General features: G+C 67.6%; 10 protein-coding genes. 5 read left to right on the plus strand and 5 right to left on the minus strand.

What is annotated here, in order from left to right:
- Positions 1–6: 6 nt before the first annotated feature.
- The 3 genes from LZ005_RS06435 to LZ005_RS06445 are packed head-to-tail and all read right to left on the minus strand — an operon-like array spanning position 7 to position 2,438.
- Complete coding sequence (locus LZ005_RS06435) at positions 7–1,803, minus strand: alpha/beta hydrolase (RefSeq protein ID WP_237805862.1); 1,797 nt, start codon at positions 1,801–1,803, stop codon at positions 7–9.
- A complete protein-coding gene (locus LZ005_RS06440; RefSeq protein ID WP_237805864.1) occupies positions 1,800–1,994 on the minus strand; it encodes a DUF2892 domain-containing protein in 195 nt (64 codons plus the stop codon). The genes LZ005_RS06435 and LZ005_RS06440 overlap by 4 nt, the downstream gene beginning before the upstream one ends.
- 33 nt (positions 1,995–2,027) lie before the next feature.
- Positions 2,028–2,438, minus strand: a complete 411-nt coding sequence (locus tag LZ005_RS06445) for a bacteriohemerythrin (RefSeq protein WP_237805866.1) — start codon at positions 2,436–2,438, stop codon at positions 2,028–2,030.
- Between the two features lie 144 nt (positions 2,439–2,582).
- Between LZ005_RS06445 and LZ005_RS06450 the strand changes: the two genes are divergently transcribed.
- Together LZ005_RS06450 and LZ005_RS06455 are read left to right on the plus strand one after the other, a co-directional pair.
- A complete protein-coding gene (locus LZ005_RS06450) occupies positions 2,583–5,039 on the plus strand; it encodes a cation-translocating P-type ATPase (protein WP_237805868.1) in 2,457 nt (818 codons plus the stop codon).
- A gap of 29 nt (positions 5,040–5,068) precedes the next feature.
- Complete coding sequence (locus LZ005_RS06455) at positions 5,069–6,667, plus strand: SulP family inorganic anion transporter (RefSeq protein ID WP_237805870.1); 1,599 nt, start codon at positions 5,069–5,071, stop codon at positions 6,665–6,667.
- Positions 6,668–6,671: 4 nt separating this feature from the next.
- Here the strand turns inward: LZ005_RS06455 and LZ005_RS21760 are convergent, their stop codons facing one another.
- Both LZ005_RS21760 and LZ005_RS06470 read right to left on the minus strand, forming a co-directional pair.
- Positions 6,672–8,333 carry a methyl-accepting chemotaxis protein gene (locus LZ005_RS21760; RefSeq protein WP_373889308.1) on the minus strand — a complete coding sequence of 554 codons (1,662 nt, stop codon included), beginning with the start codon at positions 8,331–8,333 and terminating at the stop codon, positions 6,672–6,674.
- 157 nt (positions 8,334–8,490) lie between these two features.
- Complete coding sequence (locus tag LZ005_RS06470; RefSeq protein ID WP_237805872.1) at positions 8,491–9,330, minus strand: universal stress protein; 840 nt, start codon at positions 9,328–9,330, stop codon at positions 8,491–8,493.
- Between the two features lie 233 nt (positions 9,331–9,563).
- Between LZ005_RS06470 and LZ005_RS06475 the strand changes: the two genes are divergently transcribed.
- From LZ005_RS06475 to LZ005_RS06485, 3 genes are all read left to right on the plus strand, one after another.
- Entirely contained in the window at positions 9,564–10,844 is a 1,281-nt protein-coding gene (locus LZ005_RS06475) for a hypothetical protein (protein WP_237805874.1), read from the plus strand.
- Positions 10,845–10,964: 120 nt separating this feature from the next.
- The gene (gene fnr, locus LZ005_RS06480) at positions 10,965–11,726 is read left to right on the plus strand and encodes a fumarate/nitrate reduction transcriptional regulator Fnr (protein ID WP_237805876.1); all 762 of its coding nucleotides are present in this window, start codon (positions 10,965–10,967) and stop codon (positions 11,724–11,726) included.
- Between the two features lie 9 nt (positions 11,727–11,735).
- Positions 11,736–12,137: a TraR/DksA C4-type zinc finger protein gene (locus LZ005_RS06485; protein ID WP_237805878.1), complete on the plus strand. Its 402-nt coding sequence runs from the start codon at positions 11,736–11,738 to the stop codon at positions 12,135–12,137.
- Positions 12,138–12,145 lie beyond the last annotated feature (8 nt).

Genomic DNA, 12,145 nt, shown 5'->3' on the forward strand with positions numbered 1-12,145 from the left:
GGCGCCTCAGCGCTGCAGCACGTAGCTGCCGGGCGCGGCGCCCAGGCTGGCGCCCATCGGCGGCGGCGCCACGCGCTTGCCGGCATGGCGGCCCAGCCAGTCGGTCCAGGCCGGCCACCAGCTGCCTTCGGTCTGCGGGGTCTGGGTCTGCCAGGTGTCGGGATCGACATAGGCGCCGCCGCGCGCACGCGTACCCAGCTGGTAGCTGCGGCGCGGCTGGCCCGGCGGCGACACGACGCCGGCGTTGTGGCCGCCCGTGGTCAGCAGGAAGCTGATTTCCTCTTCCGCATGCAGGTGCAGCTTGTACACCGAGCGCCAGGGCGCCACGTGGTCGGTCACGGTGCCGACGGCGAAGATCGGCACGTGGATGTCTTCGAGCGCGACCGGCTTGCCGCCCGCGCGGTAGCGGCCGCTGGCCAGATCATTGCGCAGGAACAGCTGGCGCAGGTATTCCGAATGCATGCGGTAGGGCATGCGGGTGGCGTCGGCATTCCAGGCCATGAGGTCGGTCTGCACATCGGGCAGGTCGAGCAGGTATTTGCGCAGCCGGTAGGACCAGATCAGATCGTTGGAGCGCAGCAGCTGGAAGGCGCCGGCCATCTGGCGCGTGTCCAGATAGCCTTGCTGCCACATGCTGGCCTCGAGGAAGTTGACCTGGCTGTCGTCGATAAACAGCGACAGTTCGCCCGGCTCGGTGAAATCGACCTGGGCCGCCAGCATGGTCATGCTGTTCAGGCGCTGATCGCCGTCGCGCGCCATGGCGGCTGCGGCGATCGAGAGCAGGGTGCCGCCCAGGCAGTAGCCGCAGGCATTGACCTTGGGCGCGCCAATCGCGTCGAGCGCGGCCATGATGCCGAGGCGGCGGTAGTCCTCGAGCGAGAGATTGCGGTCGGCCTCGCCCGGATTTTTCCAGGAGATCATGTAGACCGTGTGGCCCTGGTCGACCAGATACTTGACCAGGGAGTTGGCCGGCGACAGGTCGAGAATGTAGTACTTCATGATCCAGGCCGGCACGAACAGCAGCGGCACGCTGTGCACGCGCGCCGTGCTCGGCGCGTATTGGATCAGCTCGATCAGTTCGTTACGGAACACGACCTCGCCCGGGGTGATGGCCAGGTTGCGCCCGACGGCGAACTCCTCGCTTGCGGGCGCCTCGCCCTGGGCGGCGGCGCGCAGGTCCTCGGCAAAGCGCAGCGCGCCATTCCAGAGATTCATGCCGCCGCGCTGCAGCGTGGTGTCGAGCACGACCGGATTGGTCAGCGGGAAATTCGAGGGCGCCAGCATGTCGAGCCACTGGCGCACGGTGAAGGTGACCACGTCTTCGTGGTGCTGGGAGACGCCGCTAACCCCGGTGGTGGCGCAATGCCACCATTGCTGCTGCAGCAGAAAAGCCTGGGACAGCAGATTGAAGGGCCAGCGGCGCCAGGCCGGATCGAGGAAGCGCTTGTCCTGCGGCAGCGGGTCGATGGCGTCGGGCGTGTGGTTGCCGCCGTTGGCCGCCAGGCGCAGCGCATACATTTGCCAGCGCCACAGCTTTTTCCAGGCCTTGAGGACGAGTTCCTCGCGCTTGGACGGCGACAGGCTCAGGTGGCTGAGCCAGTCGATATAGGCCAGGCCGATGGCGGCCGGCGAAATATTGCCCGTCACCCGGCCGAGCATGGCATTGAGAATCAGGTCCCAGCGCGCGGCGGCCAGGGCCTGTTGCGGGTCTTCTTGGTCGAGCACGCCCTGCCAGGCGCTGGCCAGCCTTTCCAGAGGGAGGCCGGGTCGGGTGGTCAGCGGTGACAGCGGCAGGTCGGTCATGCTTCCTCGCGCGAGCAGGTGTTAAAGCCAAACGGCAGATAGGCCGGGCAGAAGCGGATCACGCCGGTGGCCATGGGGATCAGGCCGAGATAGCCCCAGGCGCCCACCAGTCCAAGGGCGGCGCCTGCCACCAGGGTGAGACCAACGGCAATACGCAGAGCACGGTCAGTGGGGCCGACATTGGTTTTCATGATGTTCCTCTCTCGATGTAATAGACGAAAAACTCAGGCGCCAAGTTCCACCTGCGCTGGCTGGGCCAGCGCGACGGCCATGGCGAGGGCGCTGTCCATGGTCGCAATATGCAATTCCAGCCAGCGCGGCAGCAGTTCGAGCGCGCGCCGGGCCGGGGCCGGGTCGCCTGCGTCGAGCGCCGCCAGCGCGTGGTGCAGACCGCCGAGCACGCGCGCATGCTGCTCGCGGTGCGCCTGCAGGCCGGGAAAGTGTATCTCCTCCATCAAGGCTTCCTCCTCCTTGCAGTCGAGTTCGAGCGCGTCGAACAGGGCACGGCAATGGTGGGCAAAATCGCCCGGCGCCAAACGCGCCACGTGGGCCAGGGTGTCGAACAGGGCGCGGTGGGCTGCGTCCATATTCGGAACCCCAAGTTCCAGACTGCTCGACCAGGACGGCATGGACATGCTGGGCTCCTTGGATGGGGATGCTGGCGCCAGTGTCTTCCCGGGCCCCTGCAACTGCCTATGATCTAGATCAAATTTTACAACCATGTTTCACATTTTGCGTAGACGCGTAACAAGCCAGGTTGGCAGTGGTATGCTGTGCAGATGCGAGATACCAGTAGTCAATACGGCCTCAGCTCGGATGCCGCCGCGGCCCGGCTGGCGTCCGATGGGCCGAACGCCTTGCCGACCCAGCGCCGCCGTGCCTGGGATCTGGTGCGCGAGGCGGTGCAGGAGCCGATGTTCCTGATGCTGATCGTCGCGGCCGGGCTGTATCTGGCGCTCGGCGATGTCCACGAAGGCCTGGTGCTGCTGCTGATGGTCGGCGTCACCATCGGCCTCACACTCTTTCAGCAAGGTAAAACCGAACGCGCGCTCGACAGCCTGCGCGAGCTGGGCAGCCCGCTGGCCGCGGTCTGGCGCGATGGCGAGGTGCGCCAGGTGTCGAGCCGCGACATCGTGGTCGGCGACGTGCTCGTGCTGTCCGAGGGCGCGCGCGTGGCGGCCGATGCCCTGCTGCTGGAAGCGGTCGACCTCGAACTCGATGAATCCCTGCTGACCGGCGAGGCGCGCCCGGTCGCCAAACTGGCCGATCCCGAGGGCCCGCCGCCGGTGCCGGGCGAAGCCGTGCATGCGGTCTGGTCGGGCACCCTGGTCGTGCATGGCAGCGGGCTGGCGCGCGTATTCGCCACCGGGCCGCGCAGCGAGATCGGCAAAATCGGCGCCGCGCTGCATGGATTGGAGACGGCAGCCTCGCCGCTGCAGCAGCAGCTGGGCGGGCTGATCCGGCGGATGGCGTTTCTGGGTCTGGGCATGGCCTTGCTGGTCGCGCTGCTGCACGGCTTCTTGCAGGGCAAATGGATGGAAGCCCTGCTGGTCGGCATCGCGCTCGGCATGTCGCTGCTGCCGGAGGAATTCCCTGTCATCCTGACCGTGTTCCCGGCGATCGGCGCCTGGCGTCTGGCCCAGGCCCAGGTGATCACGCGCCGCCTGGCGGCGATCGAGACCCTGGGCGCCGTCACCGTGCTGTGCAGCGACAAGACCGGCACCCTGACCGAAAACCGCATGGCCGTGGTGGCCGTGCATACGCCGCAGGCCGCGTGGGAAGGCGGCGAGATGCCGGCCCCCTGCGCCGATCTGGTGCGGCTGGCGGCCCTGGCCAGCAAGCCGCTGCCTTTCGATCCGATGGAGAAGGCCTTCCATGCCTTGGCCGGTGAACTGAGCCTGGCCGGTGAACTGGTCCATGAATTCAGCCTGAGCGCCGAGCTGCCGGCCATGAGCCAGCTGTGGCGCCAGGACGATGGGCGCCTGCTGGTGGCCTGCAAGGGCGCACCGGAAGCGGTGGCGCGTCTGTGCGGGCGCGACCCGGCCCCGCTGCGGCCCGAGGTCGAACGCCTGGGCGCGCGCGGCTGGCGCGTGCTGGCGGTGGCGCGCGGCTGGCATACGGGCCCGCTGCCGGACGGGCAGGATGGCCTGACGCTCGAGTGGCTGGGTCTGGTGGCCCTGGCCGATCCGCTGCGCCCGGAAGTGCCGCAGGCGGTGGCAGCCTGTCACACGGCCGGTGTGCGCGTGCTGATGATCACTGGCGACCACCCGGCCACGGCGCGCGCCATCGCCCAGGCGGCGGGCCTGGCCTCGGACAGTGTGCTGCTCGGCGCCGAGATGGCCACGCTCGACGAGGCCAGTCTGCGCGCACGCCTGCAGAGCACCGGCATCTGCGCGCGCATCACGCCGGCCCAGAAGCTGCGCATCGTCCAGGCCCTGCAGGCCAATGGCGAGGTGGTGGCGATGACCGGCGACGGCGTCAATGATGCGCCAGCCCTGAAGGCGGCCCACGTCGGCATCGCAATGGGACGGCGCGGCACCGAGGTCGCGCGCGAGGCGGCTGCACTGGTGCTGCTGGACGACCATTTCGCTACCATCGTGCGCGCCATGGCCCTGGGCCGCCGCATCTTCAGCAACATGCAGAATGCGATGTCGTATGTGGTATCGATGCATGTGCCGATCGCCGGTCTGGCCCTGCTGCCCACGCTGCTCGGCACGCCGGTGCTGCTGTACCCGATGCACATCGCCTTCCTCGAACTGGTGATCGATCCGGCCAGTTCGCTCGCCTACGAAAGCGAAACGGCCGAGCAGGGCGCCATGCTGCGTCCGCCGCGTCCGGCCCGCGCCAGCCTGTTCGATCGCGGGCGTCTGCTGCGCGCCGTGGCTGGTGGTCTGGTGGCGATGACGGTGGCGGGTCTGGCCTACGTCTGGTGCATGCGCCACTTTCCGGAAGCCGAGGCGCGCGCGCTCAGTTTCGTGGCCCTGGTGGCGGCCAATCTGGGCCTGATCTGGGCCAATCTCGGGCGCCGCAGCCTGTGGGCCACGGCGCGCGAAAACCGCATGGCCCTGAGCCTGGCCGGGATCACGCTGGCGATGCTGGCCGCCGTCACCTATATCGCGCCGCTGACGCGCGCCTTTGAATTCGAACGTCCGCCGCTGGCCGCCCTGGTGCTGGCCTTTGGTTTCGGTTTTCTGACCTATTTCGGTGCGCGCCTGCTGCGTGCCGGACGCGCCTGAGGCGCACTGCAACAAGGAGTCTGCCACCCATGATCGCCATTCTTGAAGCCCACCGTGCCGGCCTGTTCCGGCGTCCGCATCTGCTGTCGAATGTCGTCTCCGGTCTGATCGTCGGGGTGGTCGCCTTGCCGCTGGCGATGGCGTTTGCGATCGCCTCGGGCGCACGGCCGGAGCAGGGCCTGTACACGGCCATCGTGGCGGGCGCGCTGGTGTCGCTGCTGGGCGGCAGCCGCGCCCAGATCGCGGGGCCGACCGGGGCCTTCATCGTGATCCTGTCCGGGATCACGGCGCGCTATGGCATCGACGGCCTGCAGATCGCGACCCTGATGGCCGGCCTGATGCTGGTGGCGATGGGCGCGGCGCGCATGGGCGGTGTGATCAAGTTCATTCCGGCGCCGGTGATCCTCGGCTTCACGGCCGGTATCGGCGTCATCATCTGGGTCGGCCAGTGGGCCGACTTTTTCGGCCTGCCGGCGCCGCATGCGAGCCACTTCCACCAGAAGCTGTGGCTGCTGCTGCAGAGCTTCCCGCAGCTGCATCCGGCCACCACCGGCCTGGCCGTCGGCAGCCTGGTGCTGACCTTGTTCTCGAACCGGCTGCCGGGCATGGCGCGTGTGCCGGGACCGCTGGTGGCTCTGGTCGCGGCCACGCTGGCCCAGGCCTACTTCCATTTCGATGGCGTGGCCACGATCGCCACGGCCTTTGGCGGCATTCCCCAGCAGCTGCCGGGCTTCTCGCTGCCCAGCCTGTCGTGGGCGCGCGTCATGGAGCTGATCGGTCCGGCCTTCACGATCGCCATGCTGGGCGCGATTGAATCGCTGCTGTCGGCCGTGGTGGCCGATGGCATGGCGGGTACGCGCCACGACTCGAATCAGGAGCTGATCGGGCAGGGCGTGGCGAATATCGTGGCGCCCCTGTTCGGCGGCTTTGCGGCCACCGGCGCCATCGCCCGCACCGCCACCAATGTGCGCAACGGCGGCACCAGCCCGCTGGCCGGGGTCGTGCACGCGGCCACGCTGCTGCTGGTGATTCTGCTGCTGGCCCCATTGGCGGCCCATGTGCCGCTGGCGGCGCTGGCGGCGATTCTGTTCGTGGTGGCCTACAACATGAGCGAGATCGGCCACGTGCTCAATCTGCTGCGCCGTGCGCCGCGCGCCGATGCCGTCATCCTGGTGATCACCTTTGCGCTGACGGTGCTGACCGATCTGGTGGTGGCGGTGAACATCGGCGTGATTCTGGCGACGCTGCAGTTCATGCGCCGCATGGCCGGTTCGGTCGAAGTCCAGCAGCAGACCGGCAGCGAACTGGGCGCCGAGCTGCCGCGCGGCGTGCTGGTGTACGCGATCGAGGGGCCGTTCTTCTTTGGCGCGGTGGAGAACTTCGAGCGCGCCCTGGCCCAGACCCACACCGATCCGCGCCTGCTGGTGCTGCGTCTGGGCGACGTGCCCTTCATCGATATGACTGGCTTATTGACGCTGGAAGAAGTGGTGGCCAAGCTGCATAAGCGCGGCGTGGCCGTGGTGGTGTGCGAGGCGAATGCCCGCGTGCGCGCCAAACTGGAACGGGCCGGCCTCGGGGCCCAGCTGCGCGTGGTCGACAGCTTGCCCGAGGCCGTGGCCCTGGCCTGAACGATCAGGCGCGCAGGGCGACGCGGTCCTGCGCCTTGTCTGCGGCGGGGAGGGCGCTGGTGCGGCGCGCCCGGCGATGAGCGTCGAGCGAGACCGGCGCGCTGTGGACGCTGGCGCGCAGCTTGAAGGCGGAGAAAGCCTCGGCCAGTTCGGCCGCCTGCTCGTGCAGGGCTTCGGCGGCCGATGCCGCCTCCTCGACCAGCGAGGCGTTCTGCTGGGTGGCGGCGTCGAGCTCCATGACGGCCTGATTGACCTGGGTGATGCCGGCCTCCTGCTCGGTGCTGGCCAGGCTGATTTCGCTGATGATGCCCGAAACGCGCTGCACGCTGCCGACGATCTCGCCCATCTGCTCACCGGCCTGATTGACCAGGGCACTGCCGCTGCTGACACGCTGCACGGAGTCGTCGATCAGGTCCTTGATTTCCTTGGCGGCGGCGGCCGAACGCTGGGCCAGGCTGCGCACTTCCTGGGCGACGACGGCGAAACCGCGCCCTTGCTCGCCGGCGCGGGCTGCCTCGACGGCGGCGTTGAGGGCCAGGATATTGGTCTGGAAGGCGATGCCGTCGATGACGCTGATGATGTCGGCCATGCGCCGTGCCGAGTCGCTGATGGCGCCCATGGTCTGCACCACTTCCTCGACCACGGCGCCGCCCTTGGTGGCCACGTCCTGGGCCGACTGGGCCAGCACATTCGCCTGGCGCGCGTTGTCGGCGTTGTGGCGCACGGTGCTGGTCAGCTCCTCCATCGAGGACGCGGTTTCCTCGAGCGTGCCGGCCTGGCGCTCGGTGCGTCCGGACAGGTCCTGATTGCCGCTGGCGATCTGCTCGGAGGCGCTGGCGATCGTCGCCACGCCCTCGTGCACCTTGCCGACGATGGTGTGCAGGCTTTCATTCATGTTCTTCAGGGCCAGCAGCAGCTGGCCGGCCTCGTCGCTGCCCTTGACGCGGATATCGCTGGTCAGGTCGCCCGAGGCCACGGTCTGGGCGATGCGCACGGCGCGCTTGAGCGGCTTGACGATCGAGCGGGTGATGGCCAGTGACATGCTGATCAGCAGACCGCCGAGCAGCAGGGTGCCGACGGCCGTCTTGGCCACGCGCTCCCAGACGGCGGCGTTGACGGTGTCGACATACACGCCCGAGCCGAGCACCCAGCCCCAGGCCTTGAAGGCTTTGACGAAGGAGATTTTTGGCATCGGCTGGTCGCTGCCGGGTTTCGGCCACTGGTAGGCGACCAGGCCGCCGTCGGCGGTGGCGGTGGCGGTGCGCGTGAATTCGCTGAAGATGGCTTTGCCGTCCGGGTCCTTGAACTGGCTCATGTCCTTGCCGTCGTTCTCGGGCTTGGTCGGGTGCATCACCATGACCGAATTGAAATCATTGACCCAGAAATATTCATTGCCGCTGTAGCGCATGGTTTTGAGCTGGGCCAGGGCGGCGGCCTTGGCCTCGGCTTCGCTCATGGCGCCGCTGGCGGCCAGCTGCTGGTGGCGCACCAGCACGCCATAGGCGGTTTCGACCGCCTGGCGCACGCTGGTTTCGCGCTCATGCAGGATCAGATTGCGTTCGGACAGCAGGAAGGCCGCCGCCAGCAGGACGATGCCGGCGCCGGTGGACAGGGTCAACACCCAGAGTTTGGTACCAATATTCAGGTCAAGCAGCTTGCGAATCACTTTTGTCTCCAGAGGGGCCCTCTGGTGACGCGCTTCGCCGATGGACAATGCTGCCGTCTCCGAGAGGGATGACCGCGGCGTCGGGGCGGTGGGTAGGATGAGAAACGGCCGCGCGGGGGAAGGGCGCGGCCGTGTAATTACATTTTAATAATGTAGCTTAGTGTGACATTATCACAGGAATGGTCATCGACGCCAGCAAAGTTCTTGTCGCGCCGCCCAAAACCAGCTCGCGCATGCGCGTGTGGCCGTAGCAGCCCATGACCAGCAGGTCGGCGCCGATATTGGCGGCCTGCGAGAGCAGCACATTGCCCACATCGGCCGTGGCCGGTTCGGCTTGGACTTCGACCTGCACGCCCTGGCGCGCCAGGTAGAGGGCGATGTCGGCGCCCGGTTCCTCGCCGTGGGCGTCGGCCCCGACTTCGGCGCCGATGATGGAGACGATCACCTTGCGCGCCTGGCGCAGCAGGGGCAGGGCGTCGGCCACGGCGCGCGCGGCCGAGCGGCTGCCGTCCCAGGCCACCAGCACGGTCTCGCCGAAGGTCTTCTGTTCAAACGCATACGGCACCAGCAGCACCGGGCGGCCGCTGTGCAGCACCACGAACTGGGGCAGGTCGTCGAGCCAGCTGTCGCTGTCGCCGTCCGGGTCGGTCTGGCCAAGCACCAGCAGGTCGGCATAGCGCGCCTGCAGGCACATGCCGCCGTGGTCGTCGTCTTCGAGCAGGCGGCTTTCGATGCTGTCGACGCCGGCGGCGCGCGCTTCCGTCTCGAAGCGGGTCAGGGCGTCACCGCTGCGCTGGCGCAGAAAGGCGATGTGGTCAGTCAGCAGGGCGCCATTCAGGTCGACCATGGTGCTGCCATAAATGAAACGCGAGATGCCGCTCATGGCCGAACCGACCAGATGGGCGCCGAAGCGGCGCGCCAGCTCGGCGGCCAGCTGCACGCGGCGCGGAACATGCTTGGAGTGATCGATATGCACCACGATGGTCTTGTAGCTCATGCGTTTTCTCCTTGGTTGGGAATAGTGGAAGACTAGAACGGGCCGGGGCGCTCGTCCAGCAGCACCTGTGTAAAGCATATGCAAAGTTTGAGCATTTTGACTTAAATCAAACTAAAAGTTACCACCCGACCCATTTTGACTTGGATCAATGATATAGGGCCTTTGCCTGCGTAGACTCGCTCCCACTGTCCAACATTCCGCAGAGAAACGTGGACGCCCTTGGAGCGAATACGATGACCCAACCCAGCACCGCCAGCGAAGCCAGCGTCCCGTGGGACGACGCCTTGATGCGCCGCTTCGCCGTCGGCCAGCCGGACTACGTGACCTATCCGGAAGTGCGCCATTTTGCCGAGGGTTTCGGCTATGCCGATTACCTGCAGGCGGTGGCGGCGCTGCGCGCCCGTCCGGGCCGCCAGCCGCTGTCGGTGGCGATCACGGTGCCGGAGCAGGCCTGCAAGCGCGGCCGCCTGGGTCTGTACCTGTCGGCCTTAAAGCGTGAAATCGACCTGCATGCGCGCCTGTTCGGCGGCCCGCACCCGGCCGCGGCCCTGCATGTGGGCGGCCCGCAGGCCGTGCAGCTGAGCGAAAAACAGATGGACGAGCTGCTGGCCCATCTGCGCCCCTGGCTGCAGTTCAGCCCCGATGGCCATGGCCGCTATGTGATCGAGGCCAGCGCCGCGCGCTTGACGCGCGATCGTATTGACAGCCTGCGCAACCAGGGTTTCGACCACATCGTGCTGCATGCCGGTCCGCTGCGCGAGAGCGAGGACACGCTCGACGAAATGCTGCTGGCGGCGCGCGCGGCGCGCTTCCAGGTGGTGGCGGTGGCGGTCGAAGTGGCCACCGGCGGCACCTGGCCGCTGGCCGGGCTGCAGGCGGTCACGGCCGCCATCTATGCGGGCGCCGACCGCGTCCTGCTGCAGCTGCCGGCCGACGTCTCGAGCCTGGAAACCTGGCGCTGCGCCGTCCAGCGCCTGGGCGACGCCGGCTATGTGAGCATCGGCGCGCGCGAATTCGTGCGTGCCAGCGACCCGCTCGCCGCCGCCCAGCGCCAGGGCCGCCTGTTCCGCGACCTGGACGGCTTTGCCTGCTCGCCCCAGGGCGACTGGATCGCCTGCGGCGCCGGCGCCATCGGCAGCATCGGTGGCGCCTATCTGCAGAACGCCGACAAGCTCGACGACTATCTGGAACGCATCGAGAACAACACGGTGCCGGTCGCGCGCGGCCTGCGCCTGTCGCTCGACGATCTGGTGCGGCGCAGCCTGATGTTCATGCTGCTGTGTAATGGCGCCGTCTCCCAGCAGGCGCTCGAACAGGCTTTCCCGCTGCCGGTGCCGGCCTATTTCCGGCGCGAGCTGGCCGCCTTGCGGCCGTTTGTCGAGGCCGGCGTGGTCGAGGTCGGGCCCGAATGGATCGCCGTCAGCGCGCGCGGCCGCCTGCTGCTGCCGGCCCTGTGTCAGGTGTTCGATAAATACCGCCAGACGGCCAGCCAGCCCGAAGCGCTGGTGATGTAGGGGAAGCCCTACAATTTCTGATCAGAAAAACCCGACAAAATCTGATCAGCATGCTTGATACCCTGCGTTGCATCAACACCCCATACTGGCGGGGTTGGAATGCCACGCAGGAGACCAGACATGATCGCACCCCTACAATTCAATCTCGCGCCCCAGGCGCCGACCTTGCGGACCTGCACCGCCGACCAGTGCTCCGCCTGTAGTCTGCACGGCGTGTGCCTGCCGACCGGTCTCTCGGACGACGAGATGCAGCGACTCGACAGCATCATCGGGCGGCGCCGCCGGGTGCCGCGCGGTGCCAGCCTGTTCCGCACGGATGAAGGCTTCACCAAGCTGTACGCGATCCGCGTCGGCCACTTCAAAACCTGCCAGCTGAACGCCTCGGGCGAAGAGCAGGTGACGGGCTTCCAGATGCCGGGCGAGCTGCTCGGCCTGTCCGCCATCGGGACCCAGCGCCATTCCTGCACGGCGGTGGCCCTGGAGGACAGCGAAGTCTGCGAGATTCCGTTCACCCAGCTGGAATCGCTGCTGCAGGAGATGCCGACCCTGCTGCGCACCTTCCATGCGCTGATGAGCCGCGAGATCACGCGCGAGCAGAGCGCCATGCTGCTGCTCGGCTCGATGCGCGCCGAACAGCGTCTGGCCGTGTTCCTGGTGAATATGGGGTCGCGCTACGCGGCGCGCGGCTACTCGCCCTACAACTTCCAGCTGCGCATGCTGCGCGACGACATCGGCAACTACCTGGGCCTGACGATCGAATCGGTCAGCCGCCTGCTTACCCGTTTTCGCAAGGAGGGCCTGCTGCGTGTCTCCAACCGCGAAATCGAAATCCTTGACCCGGACCGCCTCAAAGCCCTGGCTGCCGGTACTTCCACCACCTAAAAGACCATCATGAGCGAACACGAACACCTCGATATCCCCGCTTTCAAGGCCCGTCTGGAGGCCGAGCGCCGCAGCCTGGTCGAGCGCATCCGCGCCGCCATGCATGCCTCGGATGATCCGGACGTGCTGGCCCTGGCCCAACGGACGGCCGAGACGGTCGACGGCGGCGACGCCGCCCTCGGCGAAGCCCTGCGCGGCGCCGATCTGGCCCTGCTGCGCCAGGAACAGGAAGAACTGCGCATGATCGATCTGGCGCTCGAGCGCATCGCCCTCGGCACCTACGGCCTGTGCAGCCACTGCGGCAACCCGATCGGCCAGGCCCGCCTCGACGCGCTGCCGATGGCCAACTGGTGCCTGAGCTGCAAGTCCGAATTCGAACAGCGCCGCGGCATCGTCGGCTCGCCGGCCTGAGGTTCGCG

The organism is Massilia sp. TS11 (genome assembly GCF_022012445.1).
Classification (GTDB): domain Bacteria; phylum Pseudomonadota; class Gammaproteobacteria; order Burkholderiales; family Burkholderiaceae_D; genus Telluria.

Coding starts and splice junctions, on each gene's coding strand:
- LZ005_RS06435 (WP_237805862.1), bottom strand. CDS start 1,803: ATGACCGACCTGCCGCTGTCACCGCTGACCACCCGACCCGGCCTCCCT.
- LZ005_RS06440 (WP_237805864.1), bottom strand. CDS start 1,994: ATGAAAACCAATGTCGGCCCCACTGACCGTGCTCTGCGTATTGCCGTT.
- LZ005_RS06445 (WP_237805866.1), bottom strand. CDS start 2,438: ATGTCCATGCCGTCCTGGTCGAGCAGTCTGGAACTTGGGGTTCCGAAT.
- LZ005_RS06450 (WP_237805868.1), top strand. CDS start 2,583: ATGCGAGATACCAGTAGTCAATACGGCCTCAGCTCGGATGCCGCCGCG.
- LZ005_RS06455 (WP_237805870.1), top strand. CDS start 5,069: ATGATCGCCATTCTTGAAGCCCACCGTGCCGGCCTGTTCCGGCGTCCG.
- LZ005_RS06470 (WP_237805872.1), bottom strand. CDS start 9,330: ATGAGCTACAAGACCATCGTGGTGCATATCGATCACTCCAAGCATGTT.
- LZ005_RS06475 (WP_237805874.1), top strand. CDS start 9,564: ATGACCCAACCCAGCACCGCCAGCGAAGCCAGCGTCCCGTGGGACGAC.
- fnr (WP_237805876.1), top strand. CDS start 10,965: ATGATCGCACCCCTACAATTCAATCTCGCGCCCCAGGCGCCGACCTTG.
- LZ005_RS06485 (WP_237805878.1), top strand. CDS start 11,736: ATGAGCGAACACGAACACCTCGATATCCCCGCTTTCAAGGCCCGTCTG.